This is a genomic window from Devosia ginsengisoli, from assembly GCF_007859655.1.
Lineage (GTDB): Bacteria > Pseudomonadota > Alphaproteobacteria > Rhizobiales > Devosiaceae > Devosia > Devosia ginsengisoli.
Genome location: NZ_CP042304.1, coordinates 1,785,850 through 1,801,312, shown reverse-complemented (window position 1 = coordinate 1,801,312; position 15,463 = coordinate 1,785,850). Strand labels below are relative to the sequence as shown.

General features: G+C 64.3%; 18 protein-coding genes. 15 read left to right on the top strand and 3 right to left on the bottom strand.

The genetic code is table 11. The features are described from left to right. The first annotated feature begins 161 nt into the window (after positions 1-161). From FPZ08_RS08860 to FPZ08_RS08850, 3 genes are all read left to right on the top strand, one after another. Positions 162-1,997 carry a potassium transporter Kup gene (locus tag FPZ08_RS08860; RefSeq protein WP_146293026.1) on the top strand — a complete coding sequence of 612 codons (1,836 nt, stop codon included), beginning with the start codon at positions 162-164 and terminating at the stop codon, positions 1,995-1,997. A gap of 73 nt (positions 1,998-2,070) precedes the next feature. Continuing rightward, the gene (locus FPZ08_RS08855; RefSeq protein ID WP_146289638.1) at positions 2,071-2,403 is read left to right on the top strand and encodes a type II toxin-antitoxin system RelE/ParE family toxin; all 333 of its coding nucleotides are present in this window, start codon (positions 2,071-2,073) and stop codon (positions 2,401-2,403) included. Beyond that, positions 2,400-2,681 carry a helix-turn-helix domain-containing protein gene (locus tag FPZ08_RS08850; RefSeq protein WP_146289637.1) on the top strand — a complete coding sequence of 94 codons (282 nt, stop codon included), beginning with the start codon at positions 2,400-2,402 and terminating at the stop codon, positions 2,679-2,681. Before FPZ08_RS08855 ends, FPZ08_RS08850 begins: the two co-directional genes overlap by 4 nt. Positions 2,682-2,698: 17 nt before the next feature. On the opposite strand, the gene FPZ08_RS08845 is transcribed toward FPZ08_RS08850, so the two are convergent. Together FPZ08_RS08845 and FPZ08_RS08840 are read right to left on the bottom strand one after the other, a co-directional pair. Next, a complete protein-coding gene (locus FPZ08_RS08845; RefSeq protein ID WP_146289636.1) occupies positions 2,699-3,139 on the bottom strand; it encodes a hypothetical protein in 441 nt (146 codons plus the stop codon). A 117-nt stretch (positions 3,140-3,256) separates the two neighbouring features. Continuing rightward, positions 3,257-4,387: an NADH:flavin oxidoreductase/NADH oxidase gene (locus FPZ08_RS08840; RefSeq protein WP_146289635.1), complete on the bottom strand. Its 1,131-nt coding sequence runs from the start codon at positions 4,385-4,387 to the stop codon at positions 3,257-3,259. Positions 4,388-4,549: 162 nt separating this feature from the next. On the opposite strand from FPZ08_RS08840, the gene FPZ08_RS08835 reads away from it, so the two are divergent. From FPZ08_RS08835 to FPZ08_RS08785, 12 genes are all read left to right on the top strand, one after another. After that, positions 4,550-5,458: a hypothetical protein gene (locus tag FPZ08_RS08835; RefSeq protein WP_146289634.1), complete on the top strand. Its 909-nt coding sequence runs from the start codon at positions 4,550-4,552 to the stop codon at positions 5,456-5,458. Positions 5,459-5,460: 2 nt separating this feature from the next. Beyond that, on the top strand, positions 5,461-6,357 hold the full coding sequence (locus tag FPZ08_RS08830) for an alpha/beta hydrolase family protein (protein WP_146289633.1): 897 nt from the start codon (positions 5,461-5,463) through the stop codon (positions 6,355-6,357). An 87-nt stretch (positions 6,358-6,444) separates the two neighbouring features. Beyond that, entirely contained in the window at positions 6,445-6,648 is a 204-nt protein-coding gene (locus tag FPZ08_RS08825; protein ID WP_146289632.1) for a hypothetical protein, read from the top strand. Positions 6,649-6,772: 124 nt separating this feature from the next. Continuing rightward, complete coding sequence (locus tag FPZ08_RS08820) at positions 6,773-7,420, top strand: TetR/AcrR family transcriptional regulator (protein ID WP_146289631.1); 648 nt, start codon at positions 6,773-6,775, stop codon at positions 7,418-7,420. A 25-nt stretch (positions 7,421-7,445) separates the two neighbouring features. Beyond that, positions 7,446-8,465: a ketol-acid reductoisomerase gene (ilvC, locus tag FPZ08_RS08815; RefSeq protein WP_146289630.1), complete on the top strand. Its 1,020-nt coding sequence runs from the start codon at positions 7,446-7,448 to the stop codon at positions 8,463-8,465. Between the two features lie 49 nt (positions 8,466-8,514). Continuing rightward, the gene (locus FPZ08_RS08810) at positions 8,515-9,240 is read left to right on the top strand and encodes an NUDIX hydrolase (RefSeq protein WP_146289629.1); all 726 of its coding nucleotides are present in this window, start codon (positions 8,515-8,517) and stop codon (positions 9,238-9,240) included. An 81-nt stretch (positions 9,241-9,321) separates the two neighbouring features. Next, positions 9,322-9,813 (top strand): heme-degrading domain-containing protein, encoded by a 492-nt coding sequence (locus tag FPZ08_RS08805; RefSeq protein WP_146289628.1) that lies wholly within the window; start codon positions 9,322-9,324, stop codon positions 9,811-9,813. An 8-nt stretch (positions 9,814-9,821) separates the two neighbouring features. After that, entirely contained in the window at positions 9,822-10,709 is an 888-nt protein-coding gene (locus tag FPZ08_RS08800; protein WP_186767271.1) for a PhzF family phenazine biosynthesis protein, read from the top strand. Between the two features lie 98 nt (positions 10,710-10,807). Then, positions 10,808-10,933, top strand: coding sequence for a hypothetical protein (locus FPZ08_RS22600; RefSeq protein ID WP_281285679.1), 126 nt, complete (start codon positions 10,808-10,810; stop codon positions 10,931-10,933). A 113-nt stretch (positions 10,934-11,046) separates the two neighbouring features. After that, positions 11,047-12,606 carry a 2-isopropylmalate synthase gene (locus FPZ08_RS08795; protein ID WP_146289626.1) on the top strand — a complete coding sequence of 520 codons (1,560 nt, stop codon included), beginning with the start codon at positions 11,047-11,049 and terminating at the stop codon, positions 12,604-12,606. A 54-nt stretch (positions 12,607-12,660) separates the two neighbouring features. Next, on the top strand, positions 12,661-13,110 hold the full coding sequence (locus tag FPZ08_RS08790; protein ID WP_186767270.1) for a GNAT family N-acetyltransferase: 450 nt from the start codon (positions 12,661-12,663) through the stop codon (positions 13,108-13,110). Between the two features lie 104 nt (positions 13,111-13,214). Beyond that, positions 13,215-14,129, top strand: coding sequence for an endonuclease/exonuclease/phosphatase family protein (locus FPZ08_RS08785; protein ID WP_146289624.1), 915 nt, complete (start codon positions 13,215-13,217; stop codon positions 14,127-14,129). Here the strand turns inward: FPZ08_RS08785 and FPZ08_RS08780 are convergent. Next, a complete protein-coding gene (locus FPZ08_RS08780; protein ID WP_146289623.1) occupies positions 14,126-15,229 on the bottom strand; it encodes a pyridoxal phosphate-dependent aminotransferase in 1,104 nt (367 codons plus the stop codon). The two genes, FPZ08_RS08785 and FPZ08_RS08780, sit on opposite strands and share 4 nt — an antisense overlap. Positions 15,230-15,463: the final 234 nt, after the last annotated feature.

Genomic DNA, 15,463 nt, shown 5'->3' with positions numbered 1-15,463 from the left:
GTGTGTGACGACGGGGCGGTGTATAGCGGCGCCCGCCTTTGACCAAGAGAGCACAAGGTTCATGACGCAGACGAACACGGCCGGCGGTTCCCCCCGCCGGCGTCGATGCGAGCGACCTCACCAGCCACTCACATTCCCGCAAGGATCTTCCCATCTTGCTGATGGGCGCACTCGGCGTCGTCTATGGCGATATCGGCACCAGCCCGATCTATGCCTTCCGCCAGGCGATGCATATTCGTCCCGGCGCGGCGTCGAGCGACAGCGAAATCCTGGGCCTGCTCTCGCTCATCATCTGGGCGCTGACGCTGACCGTTTCGCTGAAATACGTGTTCTTCGTCACCCGCGCCGACAATAATGGCGAAGGCGGCACGCTGTCGTTGATGGCGCTGGCGCGCAAGACCTTCACCAATCCGCCGGTCTGGATCACGGTGCTCGGCGTGCTCGGCGCCGCCATGTTCTTCGGCGATGCCATCATCACGCCGGCCATTTCGGTGCTGTCGGCGGTGGAAGGCGTGCAACTGGTCGCCCCCGGCATGGAACGCTGGGTGGTGCCGATCACGCTGGTCATCATTGTCGGCGTGTTCTTCGTGCAGAAATTCGGCACGGCGAAAGTGTCGATCGTGTTCGGGCCGATAACGGCGTTGTGGTTCCTGGTGCTCGGCTTTTCCGGCCTGGTCCATATCATCGACTATCCGGCCGTGCTCTGGGCGCTCAATCCGCTGCTCGGGCTGCAATTCCTGGCGACGCATTTCGCCATCGCCTTCGTGGTGCTCGGCGCCATCTTCCTGGCCGTGACCGGTGCGGAAGCGCTTTATGTCGATCTCGGCCATTTCGGCCGCCGGCCGATCGTGCTGGCCTGGTTCAGCCTGGTCTTTCCCTGCCTGCTGCTCAACTATTTCGGGCAGGGCGCCTTTGTGCTCGAAGCGGGCGTCGAAAATATCGACAGTCCCTTCTTCGAAATGCAGCCGGAATGGGCCTTGCTGCCCTTTGTGGGCCTTGCCACGCTGGCGACGATCATTGCCAGCCAGGCGGTGATTTCGGGCACCTATAGCCTGGCCCAACAGGCCATCGCGCTCAATATGCTGCCGCGCATGGTGGTGACGCATACGTCCGAAACCCAGAGCGGCCAGGTCTACATGCCGCAGATCAACACCATGCTGATGGTCGGGGTTCTGGTGCTGGTGCTGGCCTTCGGCAGTTCCAGCGCGCTGTCCAATGCCTATGGCATTGCCGTGTCCGGCGTGATGATCGTGACGCTGTCCCTGCTTGTGGTGGTGATGTGGCGCAACTGGAAGTGGCACCCCGCCGCGGTCATCGCCTTCGGCATTATCTTCACCTTCATCGATGGCGGATTCTTTGCCGCCAATGCCGCCAAGCTGTTCCAGGGTGGCTGGGTGCCGGCGGCGGTTGCTGCCATGGTGGCGCTGGTCATGTGGAGCTGGATGGCCGGCCGGCAGCGCCTGTCGGAAAAGACCCGCCGCGACGAGGTACCGCTACAATTCCTGGTCGATAACCTCGCCAAGAAAAAGCCGACGCTGGTGCCTGGCACGGCAGTGTTCCTCACCAGCGATATCGAGGGCGCCCCCACGGCACTGCTGCACAGCCTCAAGCACTACAAGGTGCTGCATGAGCAGAACGTGATCCTCACCGTCCGCACCTCGGCCTCGCCGCGCGTGCCCGACGACGAGAAGGTCACCATCGACGCCTATAACGAGCTGTTCAGCCGTGTCGTCGTCACCTTCGGCTATATGGAAAGCCCGAATATTCCCAAGGCCTTGGCCCTGGGCCGCAAGCTGGGCTGGAAGTTCGACATCATGTCGACCTCGTTCTTCCTGTCCCGCCGCTCGCTGAAGCCCGGCCCGAAATCGGGCAGCCCGCTGCGCTACTGGCAGGACCGGCTGTTCACGCGGCTGGCCCGCAATGCCAGCGACGCGACGGAATATTTCCACATCCCCACCGGCCGCGTCGTGGAGATCGGGACGCAGGTGGTATTGTAGGGTTTCGGAGCGACCCAATGTGCCCCGGTTGCATGGCACTTGTGAATTATACAAAAACTTGTATATTTGGGCCATGAGCAGGGGGCTGGTGTTCCGGGGCAGCGCCCTAAGCGATCTGCGGGCCTTTCCGCAGGCAGCGCGGCGCGAGGCCGGGTATCAGCTTGACCGGGTCCAGGCAGGCGAAGCGCCTACCGACTGGAAGCCCATGCCGACAGTCGGGCCGGGCGTGCAGGAAATCCGTATCCGAGATGCTGCCGGGGCATTCCGGGTCATCTATGTTGCCAGATTCGCCGAAGCGGTCTTCGTGTTGCATCGCTTTCAGAAGAAGACACAGAAGACCAGCAAGACAGATTTGGGCCTGGCGGCAAAGCGCTATGCCGATCTGATGAAGGACTTAATCCGATGAGCGATCAAACCTTTTCCAGTGTCTGGGACGCCATTGAAGCGACGCCGGCAGAAGCCGAGAACATGAAGCTGCGGTCGGCGCTGATGATGGCGCTGGAACGACATATCCGGGCGCAGGCATGGACGCAGGCAGAAGCGGCGCGACGGCTCGGCGTGACCCAGCCGCGCGTCTCCGACTTGCTGCGCGGCAAGATAGAGCTGTTCAGCCTGGACATGCTGGTCAGTCTGGTCGGGGCGGCAGGGCTGCATGTCGAGTTGCGGGTTCTAAACGCCGCCTGAACCAACGAGATATTCGCTTACTTCACCATGTCCGGGCATACATAGGGCGCTTCGGCCACGGCGAAATGCTGTTCCTGCACGTCGCTGCCCAGCTTGAGGCTCAGCACCAGTTCGGTGTCGCTGACGCTGGCAATGTCGGCGTTGATGGTCATGCCGTCCTCGTCCCAGCTGATCGCGGTGTCGGATACCTGCTGCCATTTGCTCAGCCGATAGGTCTCCCAGCAACTGTCGGTCACCAGCGTGCCGTCGCCGAGAAAAATTTGCATGGGGCCGGGCAAAGCAGGGTCGGCATCGGTGCGGACCCAGACCTTGTTGAGCAGCGGATTTTCGCTGTCGCCCACATCATCAACCGCGTCTTCGGTGGCGTCGTCAACGTCCTGCGCATTTGCAGGCAGGGTGGCACAGGTGCCGACGCCCCAGACGCTCATGAGGGCGAGAATTGCGGCCTTGGTGTCCATAGAACGTCTCCCTGTTCACGCTCATCTGGTGACGGCGTTGGCGATGGACAAGAGTGGCCGGCCAATCGCGGCAATTTTGCGTTGCCGCGAAGGTTGTTTGGCGGAAATTGCCGGCGATCAGGACGCGGCGAAACTGCGCTGGCGCAGCGAGCGGTCGCGTTCGCGCACGCGATTGGTCTGCTTGGGCCACAGGTCGTAGTCGCTGGCCCCCAGTTCGTGGCGGGCATGTACCGGCCAGTTGGGATCGTCCAGCGCGCCGCGGGCCAGGGCGATGAAGTCGGCCTCGCCATTGGCAATGATGTCCTCGGCGCGGTGGGCGTCGCCCAGCAGGCCCACCGCCATGCAGGGCAGGCCGCCCTCATTGCGGATGGCGGTGGCAAAGGGCACCTGGTAGTCGGCCGCCGCCGGAATGACTGCGCCTTCGAAGCCGCCGCTCGAGGCGTCGATGGCGTCCACGCCACGCGCCTTGAGTTCGCGGGTCAGTGCCACGCTGTCTTCCACCTGCCAGCCTTCATTGTGCCAGTCGCTGACCGACAGGCGCACCAGCAGCGGCTTGTCTTCCGGCCAGACGGCGCGCACGGCCTCGGTCACTTCCAGCAGCAGGCGCATGCGGTTTTCGCGGCTGCCGCCATAGCGATCGGTGCGCTTGTTGGCGAGCGGGGAGAGGAACTGGTTGAGCAGATAGCCATGGGCGGCATGGATTTCCACCGTGTCGAAGCCCGCCCGGTCGGCGCGCTTCGTCGCCGCGACGAAGGCGTCGATGATATTGCGGATTCCCGCTTCATCCAGCGCTTCGGGCCTGGTGAAGCCCTTGTCCTCGGCATGGATCAGGGCGCTCGGCGCAACGGGCGTCCAGCTCTCGAAATGCAATGCCGCCTTTTCTTCCTCGGTTTCGTCGAAACCATTGCGCCAGGCAATCGAGGTCGAGGCCTTGCGCCCGGCATGGGCCAGTTGGATGCCTGCCGCCGCGCCCTGGCTATGCAGGAAGGTGACGATGCGCTCGAGCGGGGCGATCTGCTCGTCCTTCCACAGGCCGAGGTCGCCATAGCTGATGCGACCCTCTGGAACCACACCGGTCGCCTCCAGCATCACCAGCCCGAAACCGCCCAGTGCGAAACGCCCGAGATGGACGAAGTGCCAGTCATTGGCGAAGCCGTCCTGCGCCGAATACTGGCACATGGGGGCGACGACCGTGCGGTTGCGCAGGGTCAGGCCGCGCAGGGTGGTGGGGGAGAACAGTTTGGACATGGACGGCTCGTGGTTGGTCTGAATAGCGCTGCATAAATGCCCTGTTCCCGATCCATCGGCAAGTGCCGATGGAAGAAGTGCTCGGTTGCGGCTGGCGCATGCAAGCGGTCTTTCCCGTAGCCGCGTCGCAGGCTAGGGTCCGGCGCGGATGGAGACACCGGTATGAAGATCACGCTCGACCTCGACGCCCTGGTGGCCGAAGGCAAGCTGAGTGCCGCCGAAGCCGAACGGCTCAAGGGCTTTGCCGCCAGGGATACGGGCGAGCTGGGCAGCAATGTGCTGTTCGCACTCGGCGCCGCAGCCGTGGCAACCGGCGTCGGCGTTTTGGTGCCCACGCTGGAAACGGCGGTGGCGCTGGGCGCGGTGCTGTTCGCCGCTGGTTTCTGGCTGCGCCTTGCCGGCGTGACACGCTGGGCGGTCTTCGCGCAGATCGTCATGGTCATCGGGGCGCTGGCTCTGCTCGGCGGGTTGGGTGGCCTGTTCGGCGAGCAGCTCTGGGTGCGGATTGCGCTGACGCTGGCCACCGCCGTCGCGGCCGTGCTGGCGACCTCCGGCCTGCTGGCGGCCTTGGCCGTCCTCGCCTTCGCCGCCACCATCACCATCGATGTCGATCTGTGGACCCCCACCCATTATCTCGCCGTCGCCATCCTGGCTTTGTCGGCGCTGGTGCTGGGGCTCTACCTGCTGTCGCTGCGTCTCGCGCCCGCCTATGAGCGGCTGGCCATCATCGCCATGCGCACGGCAATCCTGCTGGTCAACTCCGCCTTCTTCATCGGCTCGCTGTTTGGTGATGACCTGTTGGGTTGGCCCGGTGTCTATTTTTCGGTCGCCTGGTCCATTGCCCTGCTGGCCTTCGGCACCTGGGCGGTGTTCGCCAATCGGCGCTGGGTGGTCAATTCCACGGCTGTGTTCGGCGCCATTCACTTCTTCACCCAATGGTTCATGGCTTTGGGCGCGCAGCCGCTGTCGATCCTTGGCGGCGGCTTGCTGCTGATCGGCTTCGGCCTGGCGCTGGCCCGCTTCAACCGCTGGGTTGGCGCCCGCAAAGGCGCCGAAGCGGGCAGGGCGTAGTCATGGCGATCACCCGCACCCGCTTTCGCGAACTCATCGGCCTCGCCGAGCCCGCAGTCTCGCTGCTGTCCAGCCGCGCGGAGCCCATGGATGGCTATGTGATCGAACATCTGCGCCTGCAACTGGGCGACGAGGACGTCCGCGGCATCCTGACAAGGCCGACCGACAATTCCCGCCGCCTGCCGGCCATCCTCTATGGCCACTCACATGGCGGCGGCTATGGCATCGGTGCCAGCGAATTGCTCGATGGTCGCGAATACCTGCTCGATCCGCTCGGCCCGGTCTTTGCCCGCGCCGGCTATGTGACCCTGTGCATCGACATGCCCGTGTTCGGCGAGCGCGCCACGGTCAGCGAGAGCTTTGCCGCCAAGGCCCTGCTCTGGCATGGCAAGTCGCTGTTCGGCCAGATGCTGTCCGACCATGCCGCCGCGCTGACCTATCTGGCCGGCCGCGACGATGTCGATCCCACGCGCATCGGCGCTTTCGGCATCTCCATGGGCTGCGTACTGAGCTATTGGCTCGCAGCCATGGACGAGCGTATTGCCGCGGTGGCGCATCTCTGCTGCTTCGCCGATTTCCGCACCATGATCGAGCTGGGCGCGCATGACGGCCATGGCATCTATCTCACCGTGCCGGGCCTGCTGACCGAAGCCGATGGCGGCAGCATTGCCGCGCTCATCGCCCCACGCCCGCAACTGGTGTGCCTGGGCGAAGCCGACAGCCTCACGCCGCCCGCCGCTGTCGCCCGTGCCTGGGCCGAACTGGAACCGGCCTATGCCACTATGCGCGACCGGCTGGAGCGAGTGAGCGAAGCGGGCATCGGCCATCAGGAAACGCCGAGAATGCGGGAGGCAATGCTGGCCTTCTTCGCCACCCATCTCGCCCCGCCAATGGGTTAGGCCGCGCGGTGAATGGCGGATGAATGGGCCATTCCGACTGCAGTAAGACCACATGTGGTCTCTTCCTGGTCAACGCAGGAGGAAACCATGATCCGCACCCTAGTTGTCGCCGCATTTGCCATCTTCGTCGCCACGCCGAGTTTTGCCGCAGAGGTGATCGGGACGCATGCCGGGCCACCGGCGGTCGGCGCGATTGCTGTTGCAGATGCCGCCAAGCCCAAGCCAAGACGGCCGGCGCCAAAGCCTGACGCGTCCGACTACCTGGTCTTGACGCTTGTGGATGCGTCATAAGCTGACCAACTGACGGACGAAATCTGGCAGGCCACCGCAAATAGGGGCTTGCATCGAACCGTACCGTACGGTACGCCTGCACAAGAATTGGCCGAAACCACTCGGCCCTTGTGGGGACCAAGCCGTGCCAGTGACCATCAAGGTCAGCGAAGAGACGTTCACGCCGCGCCAGCAAGCTGTGCTGACCGCGGCGCTGGACCTGCTCGTCGAAAATGGCGACGGGCTGACCATGACGGCCGTGGCGCGCCGCGCTTCGTGCTCCAAGGAAACGCTCTACAAGTGGTTCGGCGACCGCGATGGGCTGCTGACTGCCACCGTGCAGTGGCAGGCGGCCAAGGTGCGCATGCCGGTGGTCGATCGCTCCCACCTCAATGCCAAGGCCCTGCGGCTTTCCATCGAACAATTCGCCCGTGATCTGCTGACCGTCATCACTGGCGAAGTCTCCATTACCTTGAACCGCACGGCCGTGACCCATGCGGCCCAGGAGAAGGACAGTCTGGGCATTATCGTGCTGGAAAATGGCCCGCTGGCCATTCGCCGCCGGCTCAAGCCCATTCTCGAAGCGGGGCGCGATGCGCGTCTGCTGCGCTTCGACTCCAGCGAAGACGCCTATCGTACCTTTTTCGGTCTCGTCGTCCGCGACGTGCAGATCCGCCTGCTGCTGGGCGACAAGGCGCTGACCCAGACCAATGTCGTGGCCAATATCGAAGCCGATGTGAAGGCCGCCACCGACCAGTTCTTCGCCCTCTATGGGGCGAAAGCCAACCCATAAACACTGCATTTCCAGGGAGAAACCCATGCGCGTCTATTACGATCGGGATGCCGATCTCAACATCATCAAATCCAAGAAAGTCGCCATTGTCGGCTACGGCTCGCAGGGCCATGCCCATACGCTGAACCTGCGCGACAGCGGCGTGAAGGATGTCGTCGTGGCCCTGCGCCCCGGTTCGGCTTCGGCCAAGAAGGCCGAGGGCGAAGGCCTCAAGGTGATGTCGGTTGCCGATGCCGCCAAGTGGGCTGACGTCATCATGATGCTGACCCCTGACGAGCTGCAGGCCGATATCTACAAGCAGCATATCGAACCCAATATCCGCGACGGCGCCGCCTTGGCTTTCGCGCATGGCCTCAACGTGCATTTCAACCTGATCGAGCCCAAGTCGACCGTCGACGTGATCATGATCGCGCCGAAGGGCCCGGGCCACACCGTGCGCGGCGAATACCAGAAGGGTGGCGGCGTGCCGTGCCTGATCGCCGTGCACCAGGACGCGTCGGGCAATGCCCATGACATCGCGCTGGCCTATGCTTCGGGCGTCGGCGGTGGCCGTTCGGGTGTCATCGAGACCAATTTCCGCGAGGAATGCGAAACCGACCTGTTCGGCGAGCAGGCCGTGCTGTGCGGTGGCCTGGTGGAACTGATCCGCGCCGGCTTCGAGACGCTGGTGGAAGCCGGCTATGCCCCGGAAATGGCCTATTTCGAGTGCCTGCATGAAGTGAAGCTGATCGTCGACCTGATCTACCAGGGCGGCATCGCCAACATGAACTACTCGATCTCCAACACCGCCGAATGGGGCGAATATGTCACCGGCCCGCGCATCATCACCTCGGAGACCAAGGCCGAGATGAAGAAGGTGCTGCACGACATCCAGTCGGGCAAGTTTACCTCCGAATGGATGCAGGAGCACAAGGCCGGTGGTTCGCGCTTCAAGGCGACCCGTCGCCTGGCAGATGAGCACCCGATCGAGGAAATCGGCGCCAAGCTGCGCGACATGATGCCCTGGATCAAGGCCGGCGCCCTGGTTGACAAGGCCAAGAACTAACAGAGACATGCAGCGGCCGGGGGAAACCCCGGCCGTTGTATTTCAGCCCATGCGCATCGTTCCGGTCACCCAGATCGACATTGTCAGTGTGCCCGGCCCATGGCCGCTGAGCGAAAGCCAGCGCGCGGCCGTGGGCGACTACTGGCGCGGCGCGACCGCGGCCAATCCGCATCTGTGGGACGGCCGCATCCTCGGGCTGTCGGCGCCCGGCGGCGGCATGCCATCGGTTGAAAATGGCGTGCTCCGCGCCGAGGCGCGCGAGGATGCCTATTCGGCCTTCATGCTGTGGCGCCAGCAGGGCTTTCCCGAGATCGGCATCTGCCACGCTTTCGGCTGGGCACTGATCGTCAGCAGCGACAATGCGCTGTTCTATGGCGTCATGGGCGGCCAGACGGCCAATGCCGGCCGGGTCTATCCGCCCGGCGGATCGCTGGAGCCGCGCGACGTGCTGCCCGATGACCGGGTCGATGTGCCGCGCTGCATTGCGCTGGAACTGGAAGAGGAAACCGGCCTGCGCACCGATGAAGCCGTGGCGGGCGGCATGGTCGTCGTCTTTGACGGGCCGCGGCTGTCCTTTGGCCAGGTCTTCCGCTTTGCCGAACCGGCCGACCAGCTTGCCGCCCGCATCCGCGCCAATCTCGACCGGCAGGAGCATCGCGAACTGGCCGATATCGTTGCTATCCGCTCCCGCGCCGAGGCCGAAGCGGCCGGTGCCGTGCCCTATGCCGCGGCGGTGGCCGAGGCCTACTTCGCAGGCGCGATTTTGACGACCTGAAACATCGCTTCTTCGCCGGGAGAACTTGGTCTAGAACCGAACCCGCTATTCCCGGCAACCCTGTAGCAAGGACACAAGACCATGGCCGCCGCCGAAGATATCGCCCTCGTCAAGAAGCAGGAGCAGGAGCTCGTGCTCGCCGAATTCGACGAGAAGGTCGCCTTCAAGCTGGGCAGCGCCATTCGCGACCGCGCTTTGGCCGAAGGCCTGGCGCTGGTGGTCGATATCCGCACATGGGACCGGCAGATGTTCTTTGCCGCCACGGCGGGCACCAGCGCCGACAATGCCGAATGGGTGCGCCGCAAGATCAATTCCGTCCGCCGTTTCCAGCGCGCCAGCTACCGGCTGGTGCTCGAGCGGGGCGAAGCGCCGTTCAGCCCGCAATCGGGCGCCGATCCGGCCGACTATGTCATTGCCGGCGGTGGCTTCCCCATTCGCGTCAAGGGCGCGGGCATTGTCGGCTGCCTGACCATTTCCGGGCTGCCCGGACGCAGCGACCATGGCGTTGCCGTTGCCGCTTTGTGCGATCATCTGGGGCTCGACCGGGCCGTCTACGCCTTGCCGGCAGAATAGGGGAAGCGGTGAAGCTCAACTATCTGCTGCTGGACGTCTTTACCCGCGAGCGGCTTACGGGCAATCAGCTTGCCGTGGTCCTGAAGGCCGATGGGCTGCTCGATGGCGAGATGCAGGCCATTGCCCGCGAATTCAATCTCAGCGAGACGGTGTTCATCCTCAAGCCCAAGGCCGAGCGCAACACCGCCGCCATTCGCATCTTCACGCCGCATGCCGAGCTGCCCTTCGCCGGCCACCCCACGGTGGGCGCCGCCGTAGTGCTGGGCCTGCAGAACAAGGTCAGCGCCGTGCGGCTGGAGGAAAAGGTCGGCCTCATCACGGCCCTGTTCGAAAAGACCGATAGGCGCTCGGGCGAGGCCCGCTTCGCGCTGCCGCGCCTGCCATCGCGGATCGCCCCGCTCACCAACCGGCTCGGTATGGCCCAGGCTTTGGGCATCGAAGTGGAAGATATCGGCTGCGATGGGTATGAACCGGCAGTGTTCTCGGCCGGGGTGACCTTCCACCTCGTGCCGGTACGCGACGCCAAGGTGCTGCGCAGGATCAAGGTCAATCAGGGCCTGTGGGATAGCGTCTTCAGCCATGACCACAACTCGGCCTATGTGTTCACGCTGACCCCTGACGAGCCCGAAAACGATCTGGCCGCCCGCATGTTCGGTATGGATATCGGCGAGGATCCCGGCACCGGCTCAGCCGCTGCGGCGCTGATCGGCCTGCTCGCAGAACATGCCAATCTGGCGACCGGGCAGGCGGACTTCACCCTGCGCCAGGGCCACGAAATGGGCCGCCCCTGCCGCATCACCATCCAGCTCCGCAAGGAAAATGACGTGCTGGTGCATGGTGGTATCGGCGGCGACGCCGTTATCGTGGGCGAAGGGGTGCTCGATCTGGAGGCGTGAACGTCTGCTTGCAAGAAAAAATCAAACATGTGCGGCAGCTTGGGCTTGCACGGCGAGGCAGTTTCGCGCATTCTTGCTGATAAATCGGAACTGAATCCATGCAGCGCAAGCGCGCAATTGCCATCGCCGTCGCCCAACGCCAGGAACGCGCCCGCGTCCTGATGCTTGGTGCTGGCCTGCTTTTGCTGCCTGCTGCGCTTCTTCTCCTTCTTATCAGCCCCTGATCACCGGCAGCTCGAACGAGCGGGTCGTCAGGGGATAACGCCATAAGCCGCACAGTCAATGTTCGGCCTGCAGAGCTTTGACTCTGGGCCGCCCGATAGGATTTTGAGAAGAAATGTCCGCCGCTTCCGACACCAATAAAGACCGCGTTTTCATCTTCGACACCACCTTGCGCGACGGCGAACAATCGCCCGGCGCCACCATGACGCTCGAAGAAAAGCTGCAGGTTGCCGAAACGCTCGACGATATGGGCGTCGATATCATCGAGGCCGGTTTCCCCATCGCCTCCAATGGTGACTTCGAGGCTGTCGTTGCCGTGGCCAAGCAGGTCAAGCGCTCCACGGTGGCCGGTCTCGCCCGTGCCATATCGGCCGATATCGACCGGGCAGGGGAGGCGGTGCGCCATGCCCAGCGCGGCCGCATCCACACGTTTGTGTCCACCTCGCCGATCCATCTGGCGCACCAGATGAAGAAGACCGAGGACGAGGTCATCGAGATCATCGCCCGCACCGTGGCGCAGGCGCGCAACCTGATCGACGACGTGGAATGGTCGGCCATGGACGCCACCCGCACGCCGCTCGAATTCCTGAAGCGCTGCGTCGAGACCGCCATCAAGGCCGGTGCCACCACGATCAACCTGCCCGATACGGTCGGCTATGCCGTGCCCGACGAGCATGAAAAGATGTTCCGCGACATCATCACCATGGTGCCGGGCGCCGACAAGGCGATCTTCTCGGCCCATTGCCACAACGATCTGGGGCTCGCCGTCGCCAATTCGCTGGCCGCCGTGCGCGGCGGCGCAAGGCAGGTGGAATGCACCATTAACGGGCTGGGCGAACGCGCCGGCAATGCCGCGCTCGAAGAGATCGTCATGGCCCTGCGCACCCGTGGCGATGCCATGCCCTATCACACCGAGATCGAGAGCACTCATCTGGCCCGCGCCAGCAAGGTCGTCTCGGCCGCCGCCAATTTCCCGGTGCAGTACAACAAGGCCATCGTCGGCAAGAATGCCTTCGCGCATGAAAGCGGCATCCATCAGGATGGCATGCTCAAGAATGCCGAGACCTATGAGATCATGACCCCGGCCAGCGTCGGCATCAAGGAAACCACCCTGGTCATGGGCAAGCATTCGGGCCGCGCCGCCTTCAAGGACAAGTTGAGGGAATTGGGCTACGAGCTTGGCGACAATGCCTTCCAGGAAGCCTTTGTGCGCTTCAAGGACCTCGCCGATCGCAAGAAGCACGTCTATGACGCCGATATCGTGGCCCTGGTCGATGACGAAGTCGGCTCGGTGGGCGACCGCATCCGGCTGGTCGACATGGAAGTCGTCTCCAAGACCGGTGGCAACCACAAATGCACCATGACGCTCTCCATCGACGGCGAGGAAACCAGCGTGGTCTATGAGGGCACCGGCTCGGTCGATGCCATTTTCAACGCCATCAAGGCGGGTGTCGGCCAGGAGCCGCATCTGGTGCTCTATGCGGTCGATGGCGTGACCGGCGGTACCGACGCACAGGCCAGCGCCCATGTGCGGCTGGAAATGAACGGCCGCATCGTTTCGGGCAATGCCGCCGAACCCGATACGCTGGTGGCCTCGGCCCGCGCCTATCTCAACGCCTATAACCGCCTGCTCATCGATCGCGGCGCTTCGGCCCAAGGCGCCATGGCGGGCTGATCTCAAGACGCGCCTCGTGCCCCGACCCATCGTGGCCGGGGCAGGAGGACGATGATGGGGTATGAACTGGTCGACGTGGTCGCGCCGGAGGATTGGGCGGCCTATCACGCCATCCGCCGGCAGGAGCTGTTCGAAGCGCGCGGCAGGCACGGGGTCTACGACCCCAACTATCCGGGCGAACGCCTTCCCGGCATGTATCCCTATCTGCTCAGGCATAACGGCAAGCCGCTAGGCACAACGCGTCTCGATATAAACGGCGATGGTTCGGCCGTGTTTCGGCTGGTGGCCATTACCGCTTCCGAGCAGGGCAGGGGCCATGGACGCGTGCTCGGCCGGATGGTCGAGGAGAGAGCGCGAGCCTTCGGCGCAACAGTGTTGCTGGTCAATGCCGCAAGGACAGCCTTGGGCTATTATGAAGCCACGGGCTGGCACCGTCATGAATGGGACGAAAGCGAGCTTGTCGGTATCGCGAGCGACTGTGTCCAGATGCGCAAGCTGATCTGACAGCAGCAAGCGTCGGGCTTGCATGTATCGGCCGACTGGGTCACCACTGGTTCGTCGAACCGGGGGGCGTCGGTCTGAATGTAGCATCGGAAATTCGTGGTCTGTTGACTGGGCTGTCCGTCGTGGCGGCGCTGGTGATCTTTGCCGTCAGCGTCGATTTCGGCGTGCCGGGGCAGGAATTGCTGAGCACGTTGCGCTTTCATATCGGCGCGGTGCTGCTGCTCCTGCCGCTGGGGCTGGCGCTGTCGGGCGCACGACTGCGGGCGCTGGTCATGGCGGGGCTGGTCGGCCTCAGCCTGGCTCAGGGTGCCGCCATCGTGCTGGGCCAGCAGCAACGCCGTGCGCCGCTGGAGAATGCTGCGCCGCAGGCCAGTTTCCGCGTGCTCAGCTTCAATATTCTCAATGACAACAGGCGCGGCGCCGAAGCTGCCGCCTTCGCCATCGACAGCGATGCCGACATTCTGGTGCTGATGGAAACCGCAGGCCTCGGCGCGGCCGGGCTGGACGCGATAGCCGCCCGCTATCCCCACCGGTTGGGCTGCGACGCCCCGGCAACGTGCGACGTGACGATCTTTTCGCGCACGCCGCTGGCCGATACGAGGATATTGCGGCTTGAGGGTCTCAATCGCCGCCGGCTGCTGACCGCAGCGACAATCATAGACGGCCAGCCCGTCACCATTGTCGCTCTGCACCTGACCAAGCCCTATTTCGACAATGTCGCCGTGTTCGAACTGCGCCAGGCCCGTTCGGTCATCGGCGCCATCGAAGGTCCGGTGCTGCTGGCCGGCGATTTCAATGCGGCGGCCTGGTCGGAGCAGATCGCGGCCTTTGCCAGCGACCTAGGGCTGGTGCCGCCACCCGGCTATCCCGCCACCTGGCCGGTCAGAATCGCCCCTCTCGGCGTGCCGATCGACAATATGTTCACCCACGGCCCGGTGCTGATCCGCGAGATCGCACCGACACCCGAAGCCTTCGGCTCAAATCATCTGGGCCTGCTGGCGACAGTCGATCTGTTCTAGCGCAAGCCCGTCACCACCTCGCCCAGCGCTTGATCGAGCAAGGCCCGGTCGGCATCGGTGCCGGCGCTGATCCGGATGCAGCGGTTGAGCCCGGCCACGGCAGGCTTGCGCACGAAGACGCCCCGCGCCGCCACGCCGTCGAGGATGGCCTGTGCATAGGAGCCGTCGCGGCCGCAATCGACCGCGACGAAATTGGTCGCCGTCGGCAGGGGCGTCAGTCCGTGCCGCTGCACGATGGCAGCAGTATCGTCCAGCGAGCGGCGGATTTCCGCCAGCGACTGCTGCAGAAAGGCGCCATCGGCTAGCGCCGCTATGCCGGCCGCCTGCGCCACATTGCTCATGCCGAAATGGTTGCGGATGCGGTTGAAGGCCGAGATGTTGCGCGCCTCGCCGAACACATAGCCCACGCGGGCGCCGGCCAGGCCATAGGCCTTGGAAAAGGTGCGCATGCGCAGCAGGTTTGGCCGCTCCATGTCGAGCGGGGGCAGGGTGCCTGATGGCGCGAATTCGCCATAGGCCTCGTCGAGCACGATCATGGTGGTCTCAGGCACCGCTGATATGAAGCGCTCCACCGAAGCGGCGTCCCACCAGCTGCCCATCGGGTTGTCGGGGTTGGCGAGATAGACCATGCTCGCCTGCGTCTCGCGCGCGGCGCGGGCCAGGCCGTCAATGTCCTCGCGGTCCCCGATATAGGGCACCGTGTGCATAAGCGCGCCATAGCCGTGGATGTGGTAATTGAAGGTGGGATAGCCGCCCAGCGAGGTCACCACCGTGCTGCCGGGCGCCGCGAACAGGCGCACCGCCATGCCCAGGATGGCGTCCACGCCTTCGCCGGGCATCACATTGGCGAAGCCAATGCCGAGATGGTCGGCAATGGCGGCGCGCAGATCGTGATTTTCCGGGTCGCCGTAATGCCAGCTCTCGCGGGCCGCCGATGCCATGGCGGCGAGCACGGACGGGGCGGGGCCGAACGGGCTTTCATTGGCGCCAATGCGCGCGCGCAACGGTACGCCGCTGCGCCGGACGATGGTTTCCGGGCCGACAAAGGGCACGGTTTCGTCGAGGCCGGCAGTGATGGGCGACAGGGATGGACGGGGCACGGGCTGCGACTCGCTGTTCTTGGTCGGGTCATCCTAGCCAAGCGTTCCTGTCGCCGGAAAGCGATTCAACGCCCGCGCGATTCTCCAGCCAGACCGATGATTTTCGCCCTGATTCTGCCGCTTTCGGGGCCTTTCGCCAATCCCGACGGAATTGGGGCAAGTTTTTACACAGGCTGCCAGCAGGGGTTGCGGTACTCCGCGCCTACGGAAACAAGGCCTCTCCGGCAGGTCATG

Excerpts from the sequence above, each read along its gene's own strand:
- FPZ08_RS08795 (WP_146289626.1), top strand. The coding sequence starts at position 11,047 with ATGTCCGCCGCTTCCGACACCAATAAAGACCGCGTTTTCATCTTCGAC.
- FPZ08_RS08860 (WP_146293026.1), top strand. The coding sequence starts at position 162 with ATGGGCGCACTCGGCGTCGTCTATGGCGATATCGGCACCAGCCCGATC.
- FPZ08_RS08855 (WP_146289638.1), top strand. The coding sequence starts at position 2,071 with ATGAGCAGGGGGCTGGTGTTCCGGGGCAGCGCCCTAAGCGATCTGCGG.
- FPZ08_RS08840 (WP_146289635.1), bottom strand. The coding sequence starts at position 4,387 with ATGTCCAAACTGTTCTCCCCCACCACCCTGCGCGGCCTGACCCTGCGC.
- FPZ08_RS08810 (WP_146289629.1), top strand. The coding sequence starts at position 8,515 with ATGCGCATCGTTCCGGTCACCCAGATCGACATTGTCAGTGTGCCCGGC.
- FPZ08_RS08805 (WP_146289628.1), top strand. The coding sequence starts at position 9,322 with ATGGCCGCCGCCGAAGATATCGCCCTCGTCAAGAAGCAGGAGCAGGAG.
- FPZ08_RS08825 (WP_146289632.1), top strand. The coding sequence starts at position 6,445 with ATGATCCGCACCCTAGTTGTCGCCGCATTTGCCATCTTCGTCGCCACG.
- FPZ08_RS08845 (WP_146289636.1), bottom strand. The coding sequence starts at position 3,139 with ATGGACACCAAGGCCGCAATTCTCGCCCTCATGAGCGTCTGGGGCGTC.
- FPZ08_RS08790 (WP_186767270.1), top strand. The coding sequence starts at position 12,661 with ATGGGGTATGAACTGGTCGACGTGGTCGCGCCGGAGGATTGGGCGGCC.
- FPZ08_RS22600 (WP_281285679.1), top strand. The coding sequence starts at position 10,808 with ATGCAGCGCAAGCGCGCAATTGCCATCGCCGTCGCCCAACGCCAGGAA.
- FPZ08_RS08835 (WP_146289634.1), top strand. The coding sequence starts at position 4,550 with ATGAAGATCACGCTCGACCTCGACGCCCTGGTGGCCGAAGGCAAGCTG.
- FPZ08_RS08830 (WP_146289633.1), top strand. The coding sequence starts at position 5,461 with ATGGCGATCACCCGCACCCGCTTTCGCGAACTCATCGGCCTCGCCGAG.
- FPZ08_RS08850 (WP_146289637.1), top strand. The coding sequence starts at position 2,400 with ATGAGCGATCAAACCTTTTCCAGTGTCTGGGACGCCATTGAAGCGACG.
- ilvC (WP_146289630.1), top strand. The coding sequence starts at position 7,446 with ATGCGCGTCTATTACGATCGGGATGCCGATCTCAACATCATCAAATCC.